Source organism: Olivibacter sp. 47 (genome assembly GCF_030372825.1).
GTDB lineage: Bacteria > Bacteroidota > Bacteroidia > Sphingobacteriales > Sphingobacteriaceae > Olivibacter > Olivibacter oleidegradans.
The window spans coordinates 6,050,631-6,074,686 of record NZ_JAUCNR010000001.1; the positions used below are offsets into that span (position 1 = coordinate 6,050,631).

Sequence of the window (24,056 nt, forward strand, 5' to 3'; positions counted from 1 at the left end):
CAAAACCTTTACCACCAAGGCCTGTATAATTAGTATCCTTTTCCCGGTCTCCTTTGCCATTCACTTGAATAGCACTGCTAATATCCTCATTCCTACCACTCTGACCATATGTGATACTTACAACGGCGTATTTTTCGATAACTTAATCAGCTGTCTCATTTTCATACGTGAATGTAATCTGGTCGTCTGAATTTTTCAAGGCCTTACCTTCAATAGTTTTTCCATTATGTAATCTAATTGTGTCAACTTGGGCCAAAACGCCTAACGGTAAACCAAATAGAAAAAATAGTAAATGTGTTTTTTTTCAAGCTAAACTAAATTATTCCTTCTGCAATTCAAAATCTTAAAATGATCAACATGCAATAAGATAACAGAAAACCTACATCCAAGACCAAACCATCAAATGAAAGCTTAATCATCCCTAAAGAGGTAGTGATGAATCAGATATATTGAAACATGTCAACTAGGCAGAAGCTTACAATACGGCAAGCCGCAGTCTGTTTTAGAGGCAAACTTATGCTAGTTATCACCGTGAATTTGTTCATCTGTATCCAGCCGAACGACCTTTACCAATCTTATACTGATTATTGCATCATTAAAACAAAAAAATGATATGAATGTAAAAACAGTAAAGTATCGATCGCTAAAGGCCTGCACACTTGTAGCCGCGGGACTAGTTATGCTTAGCAGCTACACCGTGAATCCGCAAAAAGGAAGTGTATTCCATGAAATAAGGCCACTTCAAACCGATAGCGTATCCTTAGATGACTTATCCGGTTATTTCCGCTTTCCAAACCGAGTTGCGTATATCCGGTTTTTTGATCAGGACGGCCAATTTATAGCGCAGCAGGCATGGGATGGACGGACTTATCCCTTACAGCGTACGGGATCACTCACCTTCCAGTCGCGTGATGAAGCGTACCAAGTTGCATTTATCGGAGGCACTGACGGAAAAATTGATAAGGCCAAGATTCTTAACCGGGTAATGCTGGAAAAAGTTTTCTTCAACCCTACGCAATATGTTTCGCTTACCGCGGACCAACTTACGCCGCTCTTGGGGCGATATCGACTTCAGACTGACAACAATATGGAAATCAATGTAACAAGGCAGGGCAATAAACTTGCTGTAGAGCAACTATGGGATAACAAAACCATCGTGTTTGAAGCTTTCTCCCCTACGGATTTCCTTAATGAGGAGCTGTCCTTTCCACTGACATTCATCCTCGCAAATGGTACTGTTAAAGAACTTATCTGTTTTGAATCAGATCGTTGGGAAAGGATAGATCATGAATAAGCGGATGTTTAAATCGATGCTCTTGATTTGGCTGCTCATGCCAGTTACCTACCTGTTTGCCCAAAGTGTTGCTGACCCGAATTTTCGGTTTGAAACGGAGCACGCTCGATATAAAAATGGGAAAGGCCCCCTTGTTCGCTATGATGAGGGGCACAATAACCCTTTCACGCTGAAGGGGCAGTATGCTGCATTTGCCAAGGTACTGGAAGCGGATGGTTACCAATTGGAGACCAACCGACAAGCCATTACTGCAGAAACCTTGACGGATGCCCGTGTGTTTGTGACTGTCAATGCATTGCACGACCTGGACAATTGGGGTGCCCAGACAGGTAGCGCTTATACCGACGAAGAAGTGGAAACTTTATACGATTGGGTGCAGCGCGGCGGCTCGCTTTTCCTTATCACCGACCAGATGCCTGCTGCCGGGTCCGCCGGTAAGCTGGCTGCCCGCTTTGGCTTTGCCCTCATCAATGGTTTTGCACAGCGTAAGGATGGCCAGCCTGAAATCTTCTCTCGTAACAGAGGCAATCTCACGGGCAATCCGGTCACCGATGCAGCCGGTTTTGCAATAGACAGCATCCGCTTTTGGGTAGGAACGGGATTTGTTCCGCCACCGGACGCCATTATTGTTTCGTCGTTGGGCGAAGACTACGAAGTATCGCTTGCGTCTGATGGGTCCAAAATATCAGGTAAAGGTTTAGTAAACAGTGCTATTCTACAATGTGGGCGTGGGCGGGTATGTCTAATTGCCGATGCCGGTCCGTTTTACGCAATCTTAAGAGGGATCAAAAGTGAAAAACGAGGTATGAATCACCCTGATGCAATGCAGAACGCTCGGTTTCTTTTAAACATCCTTCATTGGCTGGATACACCATAAAGAGGCGATATCCCTGAAATCTGCTATATGATCTTTGTGCTGATGAAACTATTTTTGTACTTCAAGCGCCATCATTCTTCAAAATCCGGGAGAATAGCAATGGAGATTATTGAAAATAACTATGGGAACTGAAATGTCCTTTTATAAATTTATCATCTTGCTTTCGCTAATGTTTATCAATCTTTCTAGTGCTTATACCCAATCTCTCCGATTAGACACCACCCTTTCAGACGTATATCAGTTCCATATCAGGAAAGAAGATGAAGAGGGCTTTTTAACCACTTATTACGATGCCATAGACACCAAAGACAAGTCTAATCCCTTCGAAATCATCATTACCCAAACGAGTAGTAAATTAATGAACATGAACGGCGTAGCTGATGGCATTGAGAAAAACCTTAAGAATTATAATCCGGATAGCCGATTGATGCTCATCAAACAGGAAGAAAAGGGAGGTAAAAATCGTCGGCTTTATCAGTTCGCTGGCAAGAATACCACGATACTGATGCTGATGCAGGAAAGCAATGACTGGTTCGCTATGATAGAAGCTGAATTTCCGGATAATGAACTTAAAAAGATGTCTATCCAAAAATGGCAGGACATCTTTTGGAAAGCTGAATAGTGAATTTTTGAAGTGTTAATCCTTAAATTTATTTAAATAAAAGAAGTAGGCCTCGAACATCATAAAACAAGAAATTTAGTACTCCAATTATGAAATTTGACTAAAAATTGCATCTTTAAGGAAATACTCCAAAATGACTTATAACCCTAATACTTATGGTTCAAAAAAGACGAATATCGGATCTCATTATCTTATCGATCCGTATTTTACTTGCGCTTATTTTTATTTCATACGGAACGGGAAAATTGTCTGGCGGACAGTTTGGTAATTTGACCGAAAAAGAACTGGCTACACCTATCAAGGATCTGAGCCTGTTTAAAATTGCCTGGTACTTGTTTGATCATCAGCCTTTCAAAATATTTATAGGCGTCTCTCAAATTATTGCCTCTCTGATGTTATTGTATAACAGAACGATGATCATAGGGGCACTGATGCTCGCCCCTATTGTTCTGAACATTTTGATTATTGATCTGACGATTATGCCTTACGGTCTCAAACTTGCATTTGCCTTCAGATTAACTGGCTATTTGTGTTATATCGGCCTTTTATTGTTTTATTATAAAAATCAACTAACGCCGGTCTGGAAAACTGTATCAAACATAAAACCCATGCGTTCTGAGAATCAAAAAGCGATTTCTTATTTACTTGTTATTTTATTTATTCCAGCCTTGGAACTTGCGCCAGGAGTATTGAAAATAATATACTTTGCTGTAACTCATCCTCAATCTTTTTGGAATGGTATTAAAGCACTCTTTTGAAATATACGTTGCACTTTAAATTGGGTAGGCCTCATATTGGTCAATTGCCGAAAATTATTGCTGAATGCGGCTATATTTGAATACCCAACTTCATAAGCAATCTCCGTCATATTCAGGTCGGAGTCTTTGATCAATTCCATAGCTCGAATAATCCGCAACATTTTCACATGCTGAACAAAGGTAGTGCGGAGTTTTGTCTGAAATAATCTTGTCAAACTTCTCACGCTCATCCCCGATAGCTTTGCCGTCTCTTCTAAACTAAGGTTTTCATTTAACCGATTTCTCAAATTATCAATAATTGCATTGAGCCGCTGATCGTCAGTAGTGGGAAGCTGAATCGAAAATTTTTTAAGATTCTCTTTGGACAGCAGCTTCTTTAATGTTGTCATAAATTCAAACTCCCAAGAACCTTGATAATAATCGCCCTGCCATGTTTCGCTGAAAGCAAGCATTTCTGATAGTAGCTTACTCACCGGATAGATGCCCAACTCATCGTAAAAACCACTGGATCTTCCATCAGGAAAATAGATATTGATAATATATAGATCCTGTGTATTAAACATCAGGTTGTGGGGATAATTTTTCGGTATCCAGATGTAATGATTGGACGGAATATAGAAGTCCCTTTCGTTTGTTTGCAAGTAAGCAATTCCCCCATAAACCAATAACAACTGAGCCTTATCATGTTGATGTGAAGGCAAACGCTGCTCGGTTTGCTGTCGCATCACCAGAATAGACTCAGGATTTTGGTCAACAGCATTTATCAGTTGGTTCAGAACCTCCATATGGCCAAATATAACAAATATTAGGCTAATTATATAAAACGATACTTTGCCGGCATGAATAGTTTTGCCTAGTAAATAAAGCAGCATCATTATGAAACAGAAAATCAAAAGTCCTGATCAAAACATTGAGCTTGCGGCACAAGATAAAATCGCTGATAATATAGAATCTCATTCGGCAGAAGAAATGGACGCGCTTTATCGCTACTGGCTGGCTTATTCTTATCCTTTGTGCCTATGATCGATTTAACCATTATCTATGATGAAATAAGAAAAATGGTAAAGCATTGGCTCGTAAAGAAAAGAGAACATAAAAACAGTTACAAAAATAAAATTCATGAAAACATATAGGTCGATCGCGATACTGGGAGTCGTACTAGGGCTGTCGGCATCATCGCTCCGTGCCCAAGATGCAGTAACTACTCAAGTAATGAGTTTGGAAGAAATATGGAAGCTTTCTGAAACAAATAACCGACAACTTAAACTATCAGCCTTAAATCTTCAGCAAAGCAAATTGGAAGAACTTGAGGCCAAAGACCACCTGCTACCGGAGCTTTCGGTAGGGGGAGATGTAAAACTCAATTCCAAATTCCTTATTTATGATGGTGGATTTTTCTCCTCCCCGAGGGATGTGCCTGTAAAAGGCTATGGCTACGGAGTGGGTTATAATTTGAACGTTAACATCTTTAATGGTGGTAAAGACAGAAGAAATATCAAGATAAAGCAAGAAGAAGAGGCGCGTCGGCAATATGAAGTTGACTTGCAAAAGTACAACGTAAAATACAATGTTGCCGTGGCCTATTTCGATCTGTATAAATTGTTACACTTTCGGGATTTTATGGCTGCTGAAATTATTGCGGAGCAAAAACAATTATCACTGATCGAAAGCTTGCACAAAAACGGCATTGTGCTAAAGAGTGATGTGCTGAGAACCTCGGTAAAATTGTCGCAACTTGAATTAAATCTATCGGATATTGAAAAGAAGATCGATATCGCAAAACAACGTCTGAACATTTTTATGGGACGTGATAACGAAGAGGAATTGCAAATCTCCTATCAAAACAATGCTGAAATGGATAGCATCACAGATTTCGGTTTCGGGGCTTATATTGACATTGCACTCAACCAATCGCCGGACTACCGAATTGTCAAAAGCGACATCAACCAGAGCGAGTTAAATATCAAACAGGTAAAAGCTACCCTCTTGCCAAAAGTTTCCTTGTATTCTTATTACAATTATACCTATCCGCAGATTTCTTTTTACCCTTACTCGAATGATCTATGGGGATTTGGCCAAACAGGGATCAAAGTGCAATTTTCCATCGATAATTTATATAAAAGCAAACATTCCGTTGCTCGTGCCGGGATTGTAAATAATCAGGCAAAAGAAAAAGCCAAGATTAAAAAAGATGAAATTTCCCTTCAAGTAAAAGAAGCTTATCTGCAACGGCAACAGGCTTTGGAGAGCGTAGAAACCGCAGCGAAAAACATCATCGAAACAACCGAAACGGTTCGGGTCATACGGAACAGTTATCTCCATCAAGAATCACTCCTGACCGATCTTTTAGAGGCTGAAAACACCTTACTGGAAGCAAAATTTAGTTTAACAACCGCACAAACAAACGTAAAACTTAGCCGCATCCGACTACAGGCAATCGTAGGGATTCTTTAATATAAATATCATGAACAAAAATAAAACCGATAAACTGATCGTCCACCTAACGAAATGGTTTGGCATCGTCTTATTCATCGCGATCGTCATTTGGGGAGCCGTCTATTTCTTTAAGGGATACCGCTACGAACAGACGAATGATGCACAGGTGGATGCGTATCTGTCACCCATTAATGCAAAAGTAGGTGGCTATATCAGCAAGATTTATTATAAAGACAATCAGCAGGTTCAAAAAGGAGATACACTTGTGGTTATTGAACTTGATGAATATGGCCTAAAAAGAGATGCCGCATTGGCCGAACTAATGAGTTCGCATGCCAAATTACCTATTTTGACGGCGAATGAAGAAACACAAATCAAGAGCATTGAGGTTATAAGGGCACAATTGGCAGGAGCAAAAGCGAGGCTGAACCAGCAGCAAAGAGAATTTGACCGTTATAAAAATCTACTGGCGGATGAATCTACCACACAACAAAAATTCGATAATGTCAGCGCCTCTTTGGCGATCACACAAGCTGATTATAAGCAGACAAAGGCGTCCTTGCAGGTAGCCGAATCCAAGTTAGATGATCTCGGCGCGCAGCGTAAAGCGATAGAGGCAGAGATAAAAATCAAGGAAGCGCTACTTGAAAGACAGGAACTGGACATTAGATATACGGTAATCACGGCCCCTTTTGACGGACAAATCGGTAAAAAGACCATTCAGGAAGGGCAACTGATACAACCTGGTCAAACACTGGCATTCTTGGTCAACAGCGCAGAAGAAAAATGGGTGATCGCTAATTTCAAGGAAACGCAAGTGGGCAGCTTCAAGGTGGGACAAACCGTAACGGTAGAAGTGGATGCTTTTCCGAATGATAAGTTCAGTGGTCTTATCGAATCACTTTCGCCTACCACTGGTTCGCGTTATTCATTACTGCCACCGGACAATGCCACCGGCAATTTTGTCAAAATCATTCAACGCATCCCGGTACGTATCAAACTTACCGATACAGCTGAAAAATTAGCAAAACTCTCTGCCGGAATGAATGCCAATGTTTACGTTTTAAAAGATTAAGTATGCAAGCACATAAAATTCCGATTTTCAAACCTTGGGTTTCTGAATGGATGGCAAGATCCGTAATATTTGCCATTTTAATGACCTGCCTGTTCAGTTTCGCCTACTATAGTAGTCCCGTTTCGGCAATGGGTTTTTATGGTGTACAAGCTACAGATGTCCAATATGCCATGGTGCTTCTCTATGGTTCAACCGTAGCCTTTTTGGCGTTGGATTTTCGCATTGTGAAGTATTTTGCGCCGAGGAAATACTTGTTAATAGCGCTTGCTATCAATGCCCTCTGTTCCGTCATCTGTTTTCATTCCAAAGACTGGACACTGTTTGTGATCTGTCAGTTTGTACAAGGTATTACCTGCGCATTGATGTCCGGAATCGTCCTACAGCTCACCTTTCCAAGATTGCAGTCGACACGTGCACGGGTAATTGCCTATAGTCTGCTCTACGGAAGTATACAGATCGCTATCCCGTTTTATTCCATCTATTCCAGTATAGTGCTTCATTTTTATAATTTCAACTGGCTATTTTATGGTCTCATTATCATACTCATCGTACTCACGCTGCTTGTATTGTTGACCATGGATAGCAAAGCGCGGTTTACCAAAAAGATACCACTTTATCAGGTGGATTGGGTCGGTTATCTATTTTATGTTTCGTTTATTTTAATACTTGGCTATATCCTTGTTTACGGTCGGCAATTGGGCTGGTATGATAGCTGCTTAATTGTTCTGCTTAGTCTGGGTAATTTAGCCATTCTTACGCTGTTTATCGTCAGAGAATCAAAGCTTAAACGTCCATTGATCGACCTGCAAATTTTTAAGGCCAAGAATTTTGTAATTGGGTTACTGTTGCTTTTTGCGTTTTATATTTTCAAAGGAAGTACCGGGCTTGCTTATGGTTATCTTGAAGTTATTTTAGGCAATGATCCGCTCAATACGATCCCTATTTGGATAGCCGTCATTTCAGGAACTGTACTGAGTATGTTTATCACCTCCCGGTTTATACTAATGGGGTTTAACCTGATAAGAATCATCATCGTAGGTTTTGGTTTTATGGCCTTGTATTATGCGTATATGCTTCTTTTTGTTTCTGTACAGGGTGAAACAATGGATTTAATGCTGCCTATGTTTATTTATGGTGTAGCCACAGGCGTTTTATTTGTCCCAATTGTTTCATTTACTGCATCTACAGCACCGCCAAAGATTGCGATCAGTGCATCACTTGTAGGAATATTGGCGAGATTCACCGGGTTTACAATGAGCTTGGCGCTCAATAATGAACTTCAATTGTTTGCCAAATCGGCCGTTAGGGAAAAGATTCGGGAAACATTGACTGAAACGAATCCTCAATTACCTGTTACTTTACTGGATATTCAAAACCAATATATGAATGCGGGGAATGACGGGTATATCGCAAAAGGCGTTTCGGGCGGATATTTTAATCAATTTGTAGGACAACAAATATTGGCTCGTGCTACCCGGGATTATTATGATTTGATGCTGCTGGGTGTAGTATGCATTATTGTGATCCTCTTATTGTTTCCACAGATTCAACAGGTAATACTTAGATTAATGAAAGGAAATATACCGTATTAGCATGTTTAGAAAAAGATTGGAAGTTAGATCTTAATCGGAAATTCTGTTTTGATTTCGAGGTCTATGGTGAAAGAAGCCATACTGGTAAAGTGCTGAGATTGATATTTATCTTTCAGTTGAGGAGTAGAATCGGTCATGCATTCAGCGGTTTATTACACTAAACCGCTGAATGCATGAATAACACATTACTTCGGTACCATAAATGTGAATCTTCTGCCGCTGCCCAAAATCCTTCAAAGTTGGCTTCAATTTCATTTGGATTTATCTTGCAGCTATCGATCGCTATAAAAAAGAAAAAATAATCCCAACTGATGGTGAATAGAATCGTTTTGTTTTGCGGATAAAGATAATAGTGTTTAAACCCGATTTGATTGATAAAGGATGTTTCATCCAAAGCAACTATGTCCAGCTCTTTGGTTTCATCATAAAATTCGTCTGTCACCACAATTTGGGAGCAATCATACTTTTTTAAAAGCTTATAAATTTGCTGCTTCGTAAATACATCAAACGCCCCTTCGGTAGGATGAAAGATCCCTTCACCTTCAGTATAGTCTTTCAGTATTTGAAGTGCCTTTGGTGTTTGAAACTCTTGCCTCAAGGCACCAACCGAAGTCATCAATGCTCTATTAAGCTCTTTATAGTCAGCTAGGCTTGTTTTATTCAAGATTTGTTTCCATGTCACGGGCTTGCCTCCATGGCATATTTCTTTGTCGGATGGATAACTTTCGTCATTGGCATAAATGACGCGTGTTTTGCTTGGACGAAGGCGATTTAGAATTGGATTTTGCTGTTGTGCTTCTTCTAAAGAAAGAACCTTTTTAGATGCTTTACTACGGCTGGACACCTCCGCATTATTCAGCTTAAAGAAAGGTATTAAACCGATATAGACCGCATCAAAATAGGAGGAGAAATGCTGCAACAATGGCTTGTTCTCCTCGGGGTATAAAAAATTTTCTGTAAAAATATCCATGATTATCAGTCATCTAATTTATTAATTTTTTAGCCTTTTTCGCGGAGATGAGTTGAACTGCAAGCTCAGTACCACCTTATCGGATTAAAACCGGTTTCTCGCTAATTCCCAGCCGCTTAAACACGGCAATACCTGTGAATATCAACCTTCTTCTTCTTCTGTATTCTTGATTTTCATAAGTAATGTATATGCGTTTTTGAGCACCACCTTAGATGCCGACGTAATCTCATTACTCTCTATTTGCCGGTGTTTATCATTCAGCATTCCTGGCTTTACCTCCACCATCCGGAATTCTCCGGTGTTTTGGGCCACAAATACATAATGTTTGTTCTCCCACCTGACAACCGCATCCTCCGGTACGGTAAGTGCCGGCATATCCTTGATTGAAACTTCGGCATTCATGAACATGCCGGGCACAAGCGAGGTGTCATATTTTTTGAAATGGCAGTGTACCTCTGCCATGCGATTGGCATCAAGTGTTTTATTGATCAGGATGACTTCGGCATCAAATCTTCGATCCGGTTCACTATTGGAATAGGCGGCTACTTGCTCGCCAACAGCCACGCTCGCCAAATCTTTCTCAAATACGTTTAATACCAAATGGATATCACGCGGATCTACCAGCTCAAATAGTACATCGGTTGGAGCAGTATATTTGCCAACCGTTACGTTTACTTTGGACACAAAACCATTGATGGGCGATAATACCGCTACACTTTTAGATATATTGGATGCGTTCAGGTTATTGATATTGATACCGATCAGCTTTAGTTTTTCACCCAACGCATTCATTAAAATTCTTTGGCGCTCCATTTGGGCATTTGCCTGCTGGAAGACTTTATCGCTGCTTGCTTTACTGCTATTAAGTTCACGTTGACGAATAAACTCCTTTTCTGCCAACTCAAAGTCGGTCTTCGCCGTTAGGTAATCTTGCTGTAATTGAATAAACTGCATATCTTCCATGATGGCCAACACTTGTCCCTTGCTCACATGTGTTCCGGGTAACATCGCTGTGGATTTCAGATACCCTCCCATAGGAAAGCTCAGGCTAATAATATTCTGGGGCGGCACCTCTACTGCCTCTTGCAGTGTAAGCTTGCCACTTACGCTGCCCGACTCAGGGTTGCCGACTTCGATGCCGACGCTTTTTAGCTGCTGCGAAGTGAGTCGTACAGTTTCAGTAATAGGACTGATCGTACTGTCTTTTTGGCTAGTCGATTCCGTCTCTTGCTTATTTTGATTGCTGCATGCCGCCAGAAACCAAAGGCAGATGCAACTGTATATAAATGCTTTCATTTTAAATTATTGATCGTTTAATTTTTGTAATTGGATAACGGCCTGGTTATAACTGCCGAGCATATTGATGTATTCGTTTCTGATGGTGATGGCTTGATCTACCAAGATAACCCATTGTAGATAGTCGATTTCTCCACCCTGAAACTGTTGGTCTGCCGTAGCAATGATCAAATCTGCATTGTTAGGTCCTTGATTTTCGTAATATGCGAGACTCTCCTCAAATTTCTGCACCTGAGCGCGGGCGTTCATAATTTCAGCATGTAATTGTAATTGAACTTGATCAGCTTTTTTTATTTGACTCTGCCATTGCAGCTTCGCTGCCGCTACTTTAGACGATTGCGCTTTGAAGAACAATGGAATGCTCACTCCCGCGCTGAAATAACTGAAGCGATCCCTACCGCTGAAAAAAACATCCTGCCCGTTCACATTCTGAACTCCTTGCAGACTCTGGTTGTTGTAACCTATTGTGAGATCTGGAAGAAGGCGGGCACGCTCTACCCGCCACCGGCTGCGGGCAGCTTCTTCCGCATGTCTGGCCAGCGCGGCCGCCGGAAGCTCATCGGTCACAACGGAATCATCTATTAATGATTGAGCAACAGCAACTTTCGACTGCGCGAGATCGGGAACGTACATCATACTATCCTGTAAATACAGATTAAACTGTTTGTTCACAATAGCAAGGTCTTTTTCAAGCATATTCAGCTGATTGGTAATTTGCTGCCTGTGGGATTGCGCTGCCGTTTTTTCCAGGATATTGGCCTCGCCGCTCTCAAAACGCTTCAGTGATTTGGCCTCGAATAATCGGTAGATACTATCTGCATAGAGCAGCAGCTGTTTCCGCTTATTCATTACAGCGTAATCGAAAAATGCAAACCTGACACTGGCTTTAAGCTCCTGCTCGCTCAACCTAGTCTGTGCACGTGAGGCTTCGAAGTTTGCCTGCAGCATCTTTTTCTGATTAGTATATACGGTGGGAAAGTTGAAAGATTGGCTCACGCCGATCCTATTGTCATTGTGTATGCTGTTAAATTTCCCGTAATCGCCGGACAATTGCGTCTTAGGCAGATCGAACCCGCTGTGCTGCAGTTCTTCAACGGCTTGTTGTTCCATGCGTGTACTCTGCAATTGCCTATTATTCCGTATTGCCATCTTCAACGCGCTGTCAAGGCTTATTTTTACCGGCTGCTCCTGTGCGGTAGCCGGATAAGCAAGGAACATAAATACAATGATCGCACTTAAACTTTTATTCATATTGAGCTTAGCGGTTCTGTTAAAGAGCAGGTACAGTGAAGGCAGGACAAATAATGTTAACAGGGTGGCTGTTATAAGCCCTCCGATCACCACCGTGGCCAAAGGCCGCTGTACTTCCGCCCCGGCGCCATTGCTGAGTGCCATGGGTAGGAAACCGAGCGAAGCTACCGCCGCTGTCATCAGTACCGGACGTAACCTGTTACGGGTTCCGGTCATCACGAGCTGCTTCGGATCGCTTATTACGCCTTCTTTTTTTATTCGGTTAAATTCGGAAATCAGCACGATCCCATTCAGCACCGCTACGCCGAAGAGGGCAATAAATCCGACACCGGCAGAAATGCTGAAGGGCATGCCTCTTAAGGTTAGGGCAAATACTCCGCCGATGGCTGACAATGGTATGGCAGTATAGATCAGTGCGCCCTCTTTAAAGGATGAAAACGCAAAATATAGCATTACAAAAATGAGTAAAAGCGCAACCGGGACAGCGATGCTCAACCTGCTCTTAGCCTGTTGCAAATTTTCAAAAGCCCCCCCGTAGGTTATACTATAACCTGCATCTAACTTCATTTTAGCGCCAATCTTCTGCTGGAGTTCTTCAACAATGGTTTGTACGTCACGTCCCCGTACATTGAAGCCCACAATAATCCGCCTGCGCGCATTTTCGCGTTGTATCTGATTTGGCCCTTCGATCTCCTGTATATCGGCCACCTGATAGAGCGGTACCTGAACCCCCATAGGGGTAGATACGGGCAGGTTACGGACATCTTCTATGCTTTTTCTCCCCTCGCTGCTAACTCTTACCACCAGATCAAAGCTTTTTTCACCTTCGTAAACCTTTCCAGCCTCGGCACCGGCAAAGGCTGCGTTGATGGTACGGTTTAGGCTTTCGATATCCATGCCGTATTTAGCGATCTCACTACGGTTGAAATCAATGACGATCTGAGGCATACCGGTCACTTTTTCAACATAAAGATCGGCTGTTCCATCCACCGTTCTTGCAATGGCGCCCAGCTGATCGGCATAGGTCGCTAGTTTCTCGAGGTCCTCACCGAAGATTTTACAAACAACGTCTTGTTTTGCGCCGGTCATGAGCTCATTGAACCGCATCTGAACGGGATACTGGAAGCCGGTGGTTACACCAGGCATAACTTCCTGTGCAGTCGCAGCCATTTTACCGGCAAGCTCCGGAAAAGTTTCCGCGCTGGTCCATTCTGATTTCGGCTTCAGCACAACAATCATGTCTCCCCCCTCAATAGGCATAGGATCGGTCGGGATTTCGGCGCTGCCGATTCTCGACACCACTTTCTCAACTTCGGGGTATTGCGCTTGCAACGTTTCGGCGATACGGTCAATGGCATTAATGGTGGTACTGAGGTTGGTGCCCACCAATAACCTGGTTTCGACGGCAAAATCGCCCTCTTCCAGTTGGGGTATAAACTCGCCGCCCATGCGCATGAACATAAGCACAGACACACCGAACAATATAAACGCGAACATGACCAGCGACTGACGGATCGATAAAGCCTTCTCCAACATTTGCCGGTACCCATTTTCTATCCGTGTCATGATACGGTCGGACAGATTCGGCTTATGCGTTATCTTTTTACTGATGAACAGCGAACTTACCATCGGCACGTAGGTGAGCGAAAGGATAAAGGCTCCCAGAATGGCAAATGCCACGGTCTGAGCCATTGGCTTGAACATTTTTCCCTCTATCCCCGTAAGGGAAAGAATTGGTAAATATACAATCAGGATAATGATCTGACCGAAGACGGCCGCATTCATCATGCGTGATGCGGACTTGGTTACTTCGCGGTTCATCTCCTCCTGCGAAATACTAGTGACATCGTTATATTTTTTAGAAAAATGAAGATGGTGCAGAATTGCCTCAACGATAATGACGGCACCGTCTACAATGAGTCCAAAATCCAAGGCCCCCAAGCTCATCAAATTGCCACTTACACCGAAGGTATTCATCATGGTTATGGCAAAGAGCATGGATAAGGGAATAACAGAAGCTACAATTAATCCCGCCCGTAGATTCCCTAAAAAGAGTACCAGCACGAGCACGACGATCAATGCACCCTCAAGCAAGTTGTGCTCTACGGTGCCGATAGCGTTGTTAACCATCTTGGTGCGGTCAAGGAAAGGTTCGATCGCTAATCCCTCAGGAAGGGTTTTCTGTATCTCAGCGATCCGTTGCTTAACGTTGTTGATAATTTCGGAAGAGTTTCCGCCTTTGAGCATCATCACAATGCCGCCGGTTACTTCCCCCAAACCAGCCATGGTTAATGCTCCATAACGTATAGCTGAACCCAAACGGACTTCGGCTACATGGCTGATGAGTATGGGCTGCCCGCCATTACTCTTTACTACGATTTTATTGATGTCTTCAATTGATTTGGTAAGGCCAATGCTTCGAATATATAGAACGGAGGGGCCCTTTTCAATATAGGCACCCCCGGTATTTTGGTTGTTTCTGCTCAGAGCGGTAAAGATATCGCTTATAGTTAGGTTGAGTGCCTTGAGCCTTGCCGGGTTTACCGAAACTTCATATTGCTTAAGTTCACCTCCGAAGGTAGAGACATCAGCTACGCCGGGTGTACCCAATAGCTGCCTTCTTACGAGCCAATCCTGTGTAGAGCGGAGGTCAGCCAAGGTGAATTTATCTTCATACCCTTTTTTGGGTTTTAACACATACTGATATATTTCGCCCAAACCGGTAGTTACCGGCGCAAGGGACGGAACATTGGCATTTTCGTTGATTTCTACCTGCGAAAGCCTTTCAGTAACCTGCTGGCGCGCCCAGTAAACATCGGTACCTTCGTCAAACACAATCGTGATAAGGGAAAGTCCGAATCGGGACATACTCCTGCTCTCCTGTATGCCCGGAACGTTACTGATTGCTAGTTCTATCGGAAATGTAATTAATCGTTCTACGTCCTCTGCACCAAGGGACGGGGCTGTGGTAATAATCTGGACCTGGTTGTTGGTTATATCCGGAACGGCATCGATGGGTAGTTGGGTGATCTGGTAGCCGCCATAAACTACCCACAGCAACATGAATATACCAATTGCCAGTTTATTTTTAACTGAAAACTGAATGATTTTATTTAACATGGAATTTGAAGTAAATACATGAAAACACATACCGGCCCCCTTACGGCGGACAGCGCTTTTGCAGGGAACATTCCTTGCATGTCATGATTAAATGTATTTACACTCTGGGAGGGCGAAAGAGCGAGTTCTGTTCGGGGCTGAAGTATACAACAAGCCGATCCCGTGCAAAGTCGAGATTAATCGGCCAGTATTCGGGCTTGATAGCAAATGATTTATCGAATGCTACGAAAAGGAAAACGGGAGTATGGATATCGAACTTTTTAAACGGCAGTTGCATATCCTTTTCGTCATCATCGTCGTTAAGGTCTTGCCCCCAATAGTGCATTGAAAGGTACTCGGTAAAACTAACCGTTGGTGAAAGCGTTTTATGTTCTATAAAATGCCTGTATAAACTTGGCAGCTTTGCCAGTTGATAGAGTGAGGTTGCCTCGCTTATCAATAGTATAAGCATTATATAGAGAAAAAACCTTTTCACGCAGCAAAAGTAAAGCTAAGTAATAAACTAAGCAACCCGATCTGAAATTAAAAAGGTAATTTTTTTATTATTGTCATCTATTTAATGGTTATTAATTGATTGCAAACTTTTCAACGGCTTTCGGATCGAAATTGTTAGTGTAACGAATTTTATGGATATTAGCCATACTTAGCCTACAAATCGTTCAATGAAATGGATTACAAGAGAACGGCCCAAGATCGATAGAATAGCCTGCCCTTGGCTGATAAAGCGGTTTATCGACCCCGGTGCGGAGATTGTTTTTGTCCCGGCCGAAGATGTGATCCGGGTGGCGGAACAGATAGGTGCCACACCCTTTGATATACCTGGTGTTGAATATAGCCATTATGAGGATAAATGCACTTTCGATTATTTCATCAAAAAATATGAGCTGAAAAATCCTGCGCTCGACAGGATCGCCAAAATAGTCCGTGGTGCAGATACTGACCGGCATGATTTTGCGCCACAGGCTGCAGGCCTGGAAGCGATTTTTGCCGGATTGGTTTATAATATAAAGGACGACCGTGAACTGTTAGAGCTGGGAATGATTATCTACGATGGTCTTTACAGCTGGGCACAGCATCTTTTCAGGCAACGGCATGGAGGTGATAGTCCGGTGGAACAACTACTTCTGCAAATCTACCAACGGTACCTGAAACAACGACGCAAAGAGCAGATGCCGGAATGGGTGGTTACTCTCAGGGAGCTGATCCAGGATCAGGTGGACACCAACATGAACCTGACCCTTCATCAGCTTTCCGATGAACTTGAACTCAGTCCTACTTACCTCTCCAGAGAGTTTTCAAAATATTTTGATAACGTTAATTTCGGTGAATATATCCGTAAAAAGCGTATCGAGAAAGCAATCGAATTGATGGCCGATCCGTCACTTAATCTTACGGAGATTGCTTACTTGACCGGCTTTTCGGACCAGAGCCATTTTACCCGGATTTTTAATAAACACATGGGCTCCAATCCCTCGGTGTATCGAAAAAAATAATCAAAGGTAAAGGATATACAAAAGGGTAGATAATGTTCTATTTTTCGATGGCCCTGTTCATTATTCTTGCATAAATGTTAGCAAGATCGATGAAGTACCTAAAAGAAAAATCTTATACCCTCTTCTATAAGACCACTGTATCGGTTACACTGCTTCTGGCATATTCAGTCGGCGCAGCATCACAGGAGATTGATGCACCGGTAAAGGTGACTGCCTATGTCGGCGTTGTGCATCCGATTGTCACTTATGCATCGGGCGATTTCACACCAAATTTTAAAGATCGATATGTAGTAGGCATGCCAACCGGCATAAACATCCGCAGGGATGGGCATCTAGGCTTTTCCTTGGAGATGGTGCCTTATATCAGCGTACAGCACGGAAAGAGCAGGATGAGTAATTTCCTGTTTCATCCCGGCGCGCTTTTTCCGCTGGGCAAGGGCTTTACCTTTATCGGAAGGGCCGCCTTTGAGACTTCGGGCAGGTTCGGCTTCACACCGGTTCTGAGCAAGGTCATCACCAAGGGGCATTCGGGAAATCTATTTCTGGCAGTTCCGGTCCCGATCCGTTTCGGCAATGAACATACCGCCTCCGTGACTGCCGCTTTTCAGTTCGGGTTCATCTTTTAAACAGCAACTGCTATATGCCTTCTAGAATTTTTAGAAATAGTAATTTTGATCTTTTTAACTTTATTAAGCTAACTTCTCTTTGTCTATCGGCTAATACATTAATTTGACTACCAGTTTGACCACCTTGAGTTTCTCACCACCGCAACTTTACATCCAATACGAATGAAATGAAATTTCAGTTGCCTTATAGCGTATATTTATTCCATACATTTTATTGCCCTTTACCACACAAGCGGTTATCTGAATTGTTTATTCAGAAAACATCGATTATGAAAACATTCACTTTAACAATACCGGGTTTAGGCGACTTTAATGTTAAGCCGTCCGGCGAAGAGAATACATTCATCTTAACGGAAGACATTGGCGATAGGTCATATGTAATAAACAAAGATACTGACGGTAATTGGTTCATGAAAACTTCAGAAGGCGCGACGACTACAGAAACTATGCTGAATCAAGATACCATTGGAAAGCTAATTGAAGATCGTATAGGCTAAACGGTCAGGTTCAATCACATTACGAGTAAAGCCGGAGTGGAAAATAAAGCAGCGATATCTGTTGCAATTTTTTATTCACCGTTTTCGGGTTCTGTATTCTTTTTTGTCATCTTATACTGGTGCAGCCGTTGCGCAGATTCGATTGAATGGGACTTATGGATATCTTTTTCATTTTCGGCTCTATCGGAAATGATCTGGTAATACTTATGCAATGTATCAAGTTCTTCCTCGCTCAGATCCTCAATATCTACAAGCCGGTTACTTGCTTTGCGACTAGCCGCTACCAGCTCGTTCAGTTTTAATTGAGTAGCTTTTGAATCTTTATTCTGGGTTTTCTGTATAAGAAAAACCATTAAAAAAGTAATGATGGTGGTGCTGGTGTTTATGACTAGCTGCCAGGTATCTGAAAATCCAAAAACAGGACCCGACGCAGCCCACCCAACAATAAATCCTAAAGCGATCCCGAATGCCCAGGAAGATCCCGTCCACTGGGTAATTTTATTTGCCGCCGCTTCAAACTTTTCACTAAACTTACTCATATTCTTCTATGTTGTTCCTATCCCTTGCATTCTTGATGTTCTTGACATCTACTATATCTAGTTGTTTTCTACTGGAACAATCAAATGCATCGTTTAGTTGAAGCTTTTTTTATTTCATAAACCTAATGCCACGCAGTTTATTGATTTTCTCGAAGTTATCTTTGTGTTGGCAACGACAAATTGTTAGCTATTAGCTGTACAATAATTATTGCCCACGGTTTTCCATTTCAATCCCCAATGATGTAAATCCAAAATGATGGCTAAGAGTTCTCTCCCCTTTTCAGTCGTTGTGTAGCGAATCTGTGGCGGTGTGGTATCCGGAATATCGCTAGCAGTGATGAGTGATTCTTCTTTTAATTCTTTAAGCCTTTTGCCTAAGATCTGATCGGAAAGCGTGGGGAAGTTTTTTTTCAACGCGGTGAACTGAGCGATACCTTCATTGATACAATATAATAATTGCATTTTCCATCGCAGTGAAATACTGGCCAATACGTCATTTACGTCGCAGGCTTCTGCTAATGTCTGCCGATTTTCGCTGTTGGTCGATAGTTCTTTCCGGGGGGTTGCCATAGTGTAATCTTGATAATCTTTACTCACTTTGGGATGAGTTATTGTGTTGCCTAACACCTCACCATACTTTTGTAGTCTTCGTTTAATCATACAAATTTATTAAAAATGAAACCTCCGCGATAGTACCGCTAACACAAAAGGTAAAAAAAAGGAGGTTTCATAAGGCAGTTAAGAAACAAAATATTTTAGAATGAAACAGTTTAAAAGCGTAGTATTACTACTATTATTGGTAAGCGTCCAGATCTTTGCGACGGCAAAAGCTCCCAAAAATAATCCGGTATTTGTACTCGTTCATGGCGCTTGGCATGGCGGATGGTGTTGGTCGGACGTAAAGCAAAACCTTATCGACAAGGGCTACAAAGTTTTTACACCAACACTTACCGGACTTGGTGAACGTAAACATTTGGTTAGCGAAAAGGTAAACCTGGATACACATATTGACGATATTGTCCATCTGATAGAAATGGAAGATTTGCACGATGTTTACCTGGTTGGACATAGTTATGCCGGTGCTGTTATTGCGGGTGTTGCCGACCGTATTCCGGAACGATTATCGAAATTGATTTTTCTTGATGCGATGATTGTTGAGAATGGACAAAGCGCTATTTCTCTACAGCCCGACGGTGTGCAGCAACTGCAATTAAAAAACATCAAGAGGAAGGAGAACTTCGAACCTTTTGATGTGGCCTTATTTGGTGTTACCGATGCTGTTGTGGCTACTTCGGTTAAGAAAAGATTGACGCCTCAACCTTTTAATACGTTTGCTCAACCACTGAAACTAAAGCATAAATATGGGAATGGCCTACCGCTAGTCTATATCGCATGTACCCGCCCACAACTGCCTATAATGAAAGAAATGAGCGATAAGGTTCAGGCAGACAAAAACCTGAGTTGGCAACATATTGAACTTCGCACCGGCCATGACGCGATGATTACCGCTCCAAACGAATTGGCCGACGTTTTTGAGGGATTGATCAATTAGCTAACGTTGACGACAAGGGTGTAGGGGTACCAATCCAAAGGACGGCCAGTTGACTGAAAGGCAACAGTGAAAGCTTGACGTTGTATAAGGTTTGATGAAAGATTTTTAGCCGGAGAAGGGAGCTTGTAAATAGGTAAAGTCATCAAGATATCAATATATTTGATCGCAGAAAGAAGCTTACATTTTAATTCGGGAGAATAGCGATGAAACAAGGTAGAATGATCATAATTACCGGTTCGCCGGGGACAGGTAAAAGTACAACGGCATCCATAGTGGCTAAGGAATCTACTTTATCAAAGTCGGTACACCTGCACACCGATGACTTCTATCACTATATCTGCAAGGGGGCAATACCGCCATTTCTACCGGAATCACAGGAACAGAACTTAATTGTTATTGAAGCCTTTTTGGAAGCTGCAAAACGTTTTGCACGTGGTGGATTTGATGTAGTTATTGATGGGATTGTTGGCCCGTGGTTCTTAGGCCCGTGGTTACAAGCGGTACAGGATAATTATGAAGTACATTACATTATTCTAAGAGCGACAAAAGAAGAAACGATGAAACGGGCAATCAATCGTTCCAAATTCGACGAGGAGACGAACACGGAGTTGGTGGAAAAGATGTGGGAGCAATTTAACAACTTAGAGCACTATGAATCAAATGTCATTGATACAACAGATCTATCCATCGAACAAAGTGTTGCGAGAATAAAAGCTGAGATTGAAGAAAAATCTTCTTTACTTATCCACTTGATGTAACCGTCCATGTACGAACAGCGTTTCAAATACGCTTATCGATAGTTTGTTACATTTGGAATCATTGCCGCACGATACATTCTCTTACATATCTTTTCCACAAGGAGAGGTCTTTCAACAAAGAAATTTGTAAACTTGTGCTCACGTAAATTTTATGAAACTACGCTATTCTGATATAAGGAAACATTTGCGTGTTAACAGATTAAATGGCTCCGCAGACAATGTTGCCACCCTAACCCACTATTTGCAAAATCAGGATCTAGAATCGAGCGCGACATATGAGCAATATGCGCACAGTTTTTACGAAGAACTTCAACGGAATGTCCCCGAATTCGGAGATATATCCATGCAGCACCTTAAGTCGATCAAGTGGGATATTCCTTTCCCCTCTCCTGACAGGCCAAAATTCACATTTATAGATCTTTTTGCGGGGATTGGAGGATTTCGATTGGCTTGTCAGAATCTTGGAGGAAAATGCGTGTTCACCAGCGAGTGGAACGAGAGTGCCAAAAGTACCTATGAAGCTAACTTTGCGGAAGTGCCTTTTGGAGATATCACCAAAGAATCAACAAAAGCCTTTATCCCAAAGCAATTTGATGTTTTATGTGCAGGATTTCCTTGCCAGGCTTTCTCCATTGCCGGAAAAAGAGGTGGTTTTGAAGATACGCGTGGAACACTTTTTTTTGATGTTGCGGAGATTATCAAGCGACATCAGCCGAAGGCCTTCTTTTTGGAAAATGTAAAAGGGCTTAGAAATCACGATAAGGGGCGCACTTTAACCACGATATTGAACGTGTTGCGGAATGACCTAAACTATTTTGTTCCGGATCCGGAGATCGTCAATGCCAAAAATTTCGGAGTGCCACAGAACAGGGAACGCATTTTTATTGTGGGTTACCGCAAAGATTTGGGGATAGATCGCTTTGAATATCCTGAACCCTTGGATGAACCGGTAGCCATCGAGGATATTTTTGAAGAAGAGGAAGTCTCCGTGAAATATTACTTGTCAACGCAATACTTAAAGACGTTAAAAGAACATAAAGCCAGGCATGAAAGTAAGGGTAATGGCTTCGGATTTGAAATCATACCAAATGACGGCATTGCCAATGCGGTTGTTTGTGGAGGCATGGGAAGGGAACGAAATTTAATAATCGATAACAGACTAACGAATTTCACACCGGTTACAAAAATAAAAGGAGAAGTGAACCGAGAGGGAATCCGGAAAATGACTCCTCGCGAGTGGGCTCGTTTGCAAGGTTTTCCGGACACGTACAGAATCTGCGTATCCGATGTGCAGGCTTATAGGCAATTCGGAAACTCAGTTGCCGTGCCCGCAATTCAGGCCACAGCTGAGAAATTGCTGGAACAATTAAATTTGCAATAAAATGTGAATTTTAACCTCCTTTCAACTATTAATAATCATCAGAATTAGGAAAGTGCATTGGGTGGAGGGCCTCCTGCGGGTTTACCTTTACTTTCAGGTAGGGGCACATACTCTTCATTATCCATGGGTGGCAAATCGATACGCCCTTGTTTCCAGTCTTCTTTGGCCTGTTCAATCCTTTCTTTTCTACTGGAAACAAAATTCCACCAGATATACCGATCACCTAAGTGTTCACCGCCAAGCATCATCAACGTAGTATGTTCTTTGGCAATAATCACCGGATCAACACCCTTAGTAAATACCATGAGTTTTCCGGCGGTATAGATTACTCCATTTACTTCGACACTGCCCCTAACAATGTAAGCGCCTCTTTCGCTATGCCCGGTAGGCAGGCCAAAACGGACGCCCTGATCCAGTATAACGTGCACATAGAACAAGGGTGAGTGCGTTTTGACATTACTTTTCAATCCGTATGCATCGCCTGCAATCAAACGCATCCAAATACCTGTATCAGTAAATACGGGCAATTGTTCGGGCTTATAGTTGTCAAAGGTAGGATTGCTTTCTTCATCCTTCTCGGGAAGTGCTACCCATGTCTGTATCATTTCCAGTTCGCCTCCGTTCAGCATTGCGGGATCTTCGAAACGTTCGCTATGGGCAATGCCTTTTCCGGCAGTCATCCAATTTACTTCGCCCGGTTTTATCACTTGTTCTACGCCAAGACTATCTCGGTGGGTTACATTGCCGCTGAACAAATAACTTACCGTAGATAGACCAATATGCGGATGCGGCAACACATCCAGTTTATTGACCGTCGCTGCCGGAATATTTACCGGTCCGCCATGATCCATAAAAATAAAGGGCCCAACCATTCTGCGAAGTTGATAGGGAAGAATACGTTTAACGGCAAAACCGGGAGCAATTTCGGCCTGTCTGGATTCTATAATGATATCAAGCATATGACATTACAACTAGTGAGACGTAAAGTTAAGGACATTAACGAAAGCACAAAATAACATAGGATAAGAAAATGCTATTAAAGGAGGTAAAATCCATTAGTAGCCATGTGATGGCTTTTAGGGGTCAGAACTTTCCTCCTGACCCTTAAAGTTATGGGGTTAATCCGCTAGCTTTTTCTTAGTAAATCAAGCAGCTTTTTAGCTGCTTCTTCTGAAGACGCCGGGTTTTGTCCGGTAATTAGATTCCCATCCTGCACAGAGTAGCTCTTCCAGTCCTCCGTTTTACTATAGTTTCCACCAAGTTTTTTTAACTCATCTTCCACCAAATAGGGAACAACATCTGTTAATTGAACCGCTTCTTCTTCAGTGTTGGAAAAACCGGTAACTTTTTTTCCTTTTACCAGGGGATTTCCCTCTGCATCTTTCACAAACCGTAATACGCCAGGCGCATGACAAACGGCAGCAACCGGCTTACCTTCTTTCCAAAACGCTTCGATCAGTTTAATGGAACGCGCATCGTTGGTTAAATCCCAAAGCGGTCCGTGGCCTCCCGGATAGAATACCGCATCGTAATCTTTTTCATTCACATCACTTAACGGAATGCTATGTGCCAATTTTTCCTGCAGAGCCTTGTCTGCATCAAAACGTTTGGTGGCTTCCGTTTGGAAATCAGGAAGTGCACTTTTAGGATCTATCGGAGGTTGTCCGCCTTCGGGTGATGCGATCGTGACCTCTACGCCTGCATCGGCCAAAACGTAATAAGGAGCGGCAAACTCTTCCACCCAAAAACCTGTTTTTTCACCGGTATCTCCCAGTTGATCGTGAGAGGTAAGTACAATTAGTACTTTAAAAATTACTTTATCCATTTCTTTTAATTTTTATTGTCATAAAATGATAGTACAAAGTAGCGGATAAAAAACAGCATCATTAGGTGATATAGATCACATTTTAGAAAGCCGC

At 42.3% G+C, this 24,056-nt stretch carries 23 protein-coding genes; 14 read left to right on the forward strand and 9 right to left on the reverse strand.

The features are described from left to right. The first annotated feature begins 613 nt into the window (after nt 1–613). The 4 genes from QT327_RS26225 (at nt 614) to QT327_RS26240 (ending at nt 3,551) form a co-directional block, all read left to right on the forward strand. Entirely contained in the window at nt 614–1,294 is a 681-nt protein-coding gene (locus QT327_RS26225; RefSeq protein ID WP_149105053.1) for a hypothetical protein, read from the forward strand. Beyond that, complete coding sequence (locus tag QT327_RS26230; protein WP_149105054.1) at nt 1,287–2,171, forward strand: DUF4350 domain-containing protein; 885 nt, start codon at nt 1,287–1,289, stop codon at nt 2,169–2,171. The genes QT327_RS26225 and QT327_RS26230 overlap by 8 nt, the downstream gene beginning before the upstream one ends. 121 nt (nt 2,172–2,292) lie before the next feature. Then, entirely contained in the window at nt 2,293–2,793 is a 501-nt protein-coding gene (locus QT327_RS26235) for a hypothetical protein (protein ID WP_149105055.1), read from the forward strand. A 155-nt stretch (nt 2,794–2,948) separates the two neighbouring features. Then, nucleotides 2,949–3,551 (forward strand): DoxX family membrane protein, encoded by a 603-nt coding sequence (locus tag QT327_RS26240; protein WP_289554305.1) that lies wholly within the window; start codon nt 2,949–2,951, stop codon nt 3,549–3,551. Here QT327_RS26240 and QT327_RS26245 read toward each other — a convergent pair. Next, nucleotides 3,515–4,336 carry an AraC family transcriptional regulator gene (locus tag QT327_RS26245; RefSeq protein ID WP_289554306.1) on the reverse strand — a complete coding sequence of 274 codons (822 nt, stop codon included), beginning with the start codon at nt 4,334–4,336 and terminating at the stop codon, nt 3,515–3,517. The genes QT327_RS26240 and QT327_RS26245 overlap by 37 nt on opposite strands. A 91-nt stretch (nt 4,337–4,427) precedes the next feature. On the opposite strand from QT327_RS26245, the gene QT327_RS26250 reads away from it, so the two are divergent. The 4 genes from QT327_RS26250 to QT327_RS26265 all read left to right on the forward strand — a co-directional run bounded on the left by QT327_RS26250 (nt 4,428) and on the right by QT327_RS26265 (nt 8,654). Further along, nucleotides 4,428–4,574 (forward strand): hypothetical protein, encoded by a 147-nt coding sequence (locus QT327_RS26250; RefSeq protein ID WP_289554307.1) that lies wholly within the window; start codon nt 4,428–4,430, stop codon nt 4,572–4,574. Nucleotides 4,575–4,670: 96 nt separating this feature from the next. After that, nucleotides 4,671–6,005 (forward strand): TolC family protein, encoded by a 1,335-nt coding sequence (locus QT327_RS26255; RefSeq protein WP_289554308.1) that lies wholly within the window; start codon nt 4,671–4,673, stop codon nt 6,003–6,005. A 10-nt stretch (nt 6,006–6,015) separates the two neighbouring features. After that, nucleotides 6,016–7,062 carry an HlyD family secretion protein gene (locus QT327_RS26260; RefSeq protein WP_149105059.1) on the forward strand — a complete coding sequence of 349 codons (1,047 nt, stop codon included), beginning with the start codon at nt 6,016–6,018 and terminating at the stop codon, nt 7,060–7,062. 2 nt (nt 7,063–7,064) lie between these two features. Further along, nucleotides 7,065–8,654 (forward strand): MFS transporter, encoded by a 1,590-nt coding sequence (locus QT327_RS26265; RefSeq protein ID WP_289554309.1) that lies wholly within the window; start codon nt 7,065–7,067, stop codon nt 8,652–8,654. Nucleotides 8,655–8,811: 157 nt separating this feature from the next. Here QT327_RS26265 and QT327_RS26270 read toward each other — a convergent pair whose 3' ends face one another. The 4 genes from QT327_RS26270 to QT327_RS26285 all read right to left on the reverse strand — a co-directional run bounded on the left by QT327_RS26270 (nt 8,812) and on the right by QT327_RS26285 (nt 15,742). Continuing rightward, nucleotides 8,812–9,624: a DUF2711 family protein gene (locus QT327_RS26270; protein ID WP_289554310.1), complete on the reverse strand. Its 813-nt coding sequence runs from the start codon at nt 9,622–9,624 to the stop codon at nt 8,812–8,814. Nucleotides 9,625–9,765: 141 nt separating this feature from the next. Continuing rightward, the gene (locus QT327_RS26275) at nt 9,766–10,920 is read right to left on the reverse strand and encodes an efflux RND transporter periplasmic adaptor subunit (protein WP_289554311.1); all 1,155 of its coding nucleotides are present in this window, start codon (nt 10,918–10,920) and stop codon (nt 9,766–9,768) included. Nucleotides 10,921–10,926: 6 nt separating this feature from the next. Further along, on the reverse strand, nt 10,927–15,291 hold the full coding sequence (locus tag QT327_RS26280) for a CusA/CzcA family heavy metal efflux RND transporter (RefSeq protein ID WP_289554312.1): 4,365 nt from the start codon (nt 15,289–15,291) through the stop codon (nt 10,927–10,929). A gap of 97 nt (nt 15,292–15,388) precedes the next feature. Next, complete coding sequence (locus QT327_RS26285) at nt 15,389–15,742, reverse strand: hypothetical protein (RefSeq protein ID WP_013664197.1); 354 nt, start codon at nt 15,740–15,742, stop codon at nt 15,389–15,391. Nucleotides 15,743–15,953: 211 nt separating this feature from the next. Here QT327_RS26285 and QT327_RS26290 point away from each other — a divergent pair, with 211 nt between their 5' ends. The 3 genes from QT327_RS26290 to QT327_RS26300 all read left to right on the forward strand — a co-directional run bounded on the left by QT327_RS26290 (nt 15,954) and on the right by QT327_RS26300 (nt 17,907). Further along, the gene (locus QT327_RS26290) at nt 15,954–16,784 is read left to right on the forward strand and encodes a chromate resistance protein ChrB domain-containing protein (RefSeq protein WP_289554313.1); all 831 of its coding nucleotides are present in this window, start codon (nt 15,954–15,956) and stop codon (nt 16,782–16,784) included. 89 nt (nt 16,785–16,873) lie between these two features. Continuing rightward, the gene (locus QT327_RS26295; protein WP_149105065.1) at nt 16,874–17,410 is read left to right on the forward strand and encodes a hypothetical protein; all 537 of its coding nucleotides are present in this window, start codon (nt 16,874–16,876) and stop codon (nt 17,408–17,410) included. Nucleotides 17,411–17,679: 269 nt separating this feature from the next. Continuing rightward, the gene (locus QT327_RS26300) at nt 17,680–17,907 is read left to right on the forward strand and encodes a hypothetical protein (RefSeq protein WP_013664198.1); all 228 of its coding nucleotides are present in this window, start codon (nt 17,680–17,682) and stop codon (nt 17,905–17,907) included. Nucleotides 17,908–17,978: 71 nt separating this feature from the next. On the opposite strand, the gene QT327_RS26305 is transcribed toward QT327_RS26300, so the two are convergent. Further along, the gene (locus tag QT327_RS26305; protein ID WP_013664199.1) at nt 17,979–18,446 is read right to left on the reverse strand and encodes a low affinity iron permease family protein; all 468 of its coding nucleotides are present in this window, start codon (nt 18,444–18,446) and stop codon (nt 17,979–17,981) included. 183 nt (nt 18,447–18,629) lie between these two features. Beyond that, nucleotides 18,630–19,106 carry a winged helix-turn-helix transcriptional regulator gene (locus QT327_RS26310; protein ID WP_013664200.1) on the reverse strand — a complete coding sequence of 159 codons (477 nt, stop codon included), beginning with the start codon at nt 19,104–19,106 and terminating at the stop codon, nt 18,630–18,632. A 100-nt stretch (nt 19,107–19,206) separates the two neighbouring features. Here QT327_RS26310 and QT327_RS26315 point away from each other — a divergent pair, with 100 nt between their 5' ends. From QT327_RS26315 to QT327_RS26325, 3 genes are all read left to right on the forward strand, one after another. Beyond that, entirely contained in the window at nt 19,207–19,998 is a 792-nt protein-coding gene (locus tag QT327_RS26315) for an alpha/beta hydrolase (protein WP_289554314.1), read from the forward strand. 218 nt (nt 19,999–20,216) lie between these two features. After that, entirely contained in the window at nt 20,217–20,756 is a 540-nt protein-coding gene (locus QT327_RS26320) for an AAA family ATPase (protein ID WP_437393919.1), read from the forward strand. A gap of 151 nt (nt 20,757–20,907) precedes the next feature. Beyond that, entirely contained in the window at nt 20,908–22,137 is a 1,230-nt protein-coding gene (locus QT327_RS26325) for a DNA cytosine methyltransferase (RefSeq protein WP_149105069.1), read from the forward strand. Between the two features lie 44 nt (nt 22,138–22,181). Here the strand turns inward: QT327_RS26325 and QT327_RS26330 are convergent, their stop codons facing one another. Together QT327_RS26330 and QT327_RS26335 are read right to left on the reverse strand one after the other, a co-directional pair. Then, nucleotides 22,182–23,096, reverse strand: coding sequence for a pirin family protein (locus QT327_RS26330; RefSeq protein WP_013664204.1), 915 nt, complete (start codon nt 23,094–23,096; stop codon nt 22,182–22,184). A 167-nt stretch (nt 23,097–23,263) separates the two neighbouring features. Beyond that, nucleotides 23,264–23,962: a type 1 glutamine amidotransferase domain-containing protein gene (locus tag QT327_RS26335; protein ID WP_013664205.1), complete on the reverse strand. Its 699-nt coding sequence runs from the start codon at nt 23,960–23,962 to the stop codon at nt 23,264–23,266. Between the last annotated feature and the right edge of the window lie 94 nt (nt 23,963–24,056).

Bases quoted from the DNA above. Each gene is read 5' to 3' on its own strand.
- QT327_RS26225 (WP_149105053.1), top strand. From the start codon at position 614: ATGAATGTAAAAACAGTAAAGTATCGATCGCTAAAGGCCTGCACACTT.
- QT327_RS26230 (WP_149105054.1), top strand. From the start codon at position 1,287: ATGAATAAGCGGATGTTTAAATCGATGCTCTTGATTTGGCTGCTCATG.
- QT327_RS26235 (WP_149105055.1), top strand. From the start codon at position 2,293: ATGGGAACTGAAATGTCCTTTTATAAATTTATCATCTTGCTTTCGCTA.
- QT327_RS26240 (WP_289554305.1), top strand. From the start codon at position 2,949: ATGGTTCAAAAAAGACGAATATCGGATCTCATTATCTTATCGATCCGT.
- QT327_RS26245 (WP_289554306.1), bottom strand. From the start codon at position 4,336: ATGGAGGTTCTGAACCAACTGATAAATGCTGTTGACCAAAATCCTGAG.
- QT327_RS26250 (WP_289554307.1), top strand. From the start codon at position 4,428: ATGAAACAGAAAATCAAAAGTCCTGATCAAAACATTGAGCTTGCGGCA.
- QT327_RS26255 (WP_289554308.1), top strand. From the start codon at position 4,671: ATGAAAACATATAGGTCGATCGCGATACTGGGAGTCGTACTAGGGCTG.
- QT327_RS26260 (WP_149105059.1), top strand. From the start codon at position 6,016: ATGAACAAAAATAAAACCGATAAACTGATCGTCCACCTAACGAAATGG.
- QT327_RS26265 (WP_289554309.1), top strand. From the start codon at position 7,065: ATGCAAGCACATAAAATTCCGATTTTCAAACCTTGGGTTTCTGAATGG.
- QT327_RS26270 (WP_289554310.1), bottom strand. From the start codon at position 9,624: ATGGATATTTTTACAGAAAATTTTTTATACCCCGAGGAGAACAAGCCA.
- QT327_RS26275 (WP_289554311.1), bottom strand. From the start codon at position 10,920: ATGAAAGCATTTATATACAGTTGCATCTGCCTTTGGTTTCTGGCGGCA.
- QT327_RS26280 (WP_289554312.1), bottom strand. From the start codon at position 15,291: ATGTTAAATAAAATCATTCAGTTTTCAGTTAAAAATAAACTGGCAATT.
- QT327_RS26285 (WP_013664197.1), bottom strand. From the start codon at position 15,742: ATGCTTATACTATTGATAAGCGAGGCAACCTCACTCTATCAACTGGCA.
- QT327_RS26290 (WP_289554313.1), top strand. From the start codon at position 15,954: ATGAAATGGATTACAAGAGAACGGCCCAAGATCGATAGAATAGCCTGC.
- QT327_RS26295 (WP_149105065.1), top strand. From the start codon at position 16,874: ATGAAGTACCTAAAAGAAAAATCTTATACCCTCTTCTATAAGACCACT.
- QT327_RS26300 (WP_013664198.1), top strand. From the start codon at position 17,680: ATGAAAACATTCACTTTAACAATACCGGGTTTAGGCGACTTTAATGTT.
- QT327_RS26305 (WP_013664199.1), bottom strand. From the start codon at position 18,446: ATGAGTAAGTTTAGTGAAAAGTTTGAAGCGGCGGCAAATAAAATTACC.
- QT327_RS26310 (WP_013664200.1), bottom strand. From the start codon at position 19,106: ATGATTAAACGAAGACTACAAAAGTATGGTGAGGTGTTAGGCAACACA.
- QT327_RS26315 (WP_289554314.1), top strand. From the start codon at position 19,207: ATGAAACAGTTTAAAAGCGTAGTATTACTACTATTATTGGTAAGCGTC.
- QT327_RS26320 (WP_437393919.1), top strand. From the start codon at position 20,217: ATGATCATAATTACCGGTTCGCCGGGGACAGGTAAAAGTACAACGGCA.
- QT327_RS26325 (WP_149105069.1), top strand. From the start codon at position 20,908: ATGAAACTACGCTATTCTGATATAAGGAAACATTTGCGTGTTAACAGA.
- QT327_RS26330 (WP_013664204.1), bottom strand. From the start codon at position 23,096: ATGCTTGATATCATTATAGAATCCAGACAGGCCGAAATTGCTCCCGGT.
- QT327_RS26335 (WP_013664205.1), bottom strand. From the start codon at position 23,962: ATGGATAAAGTAATTTTTAAAGTACTAATTGTACTTACCTCTCACGAT.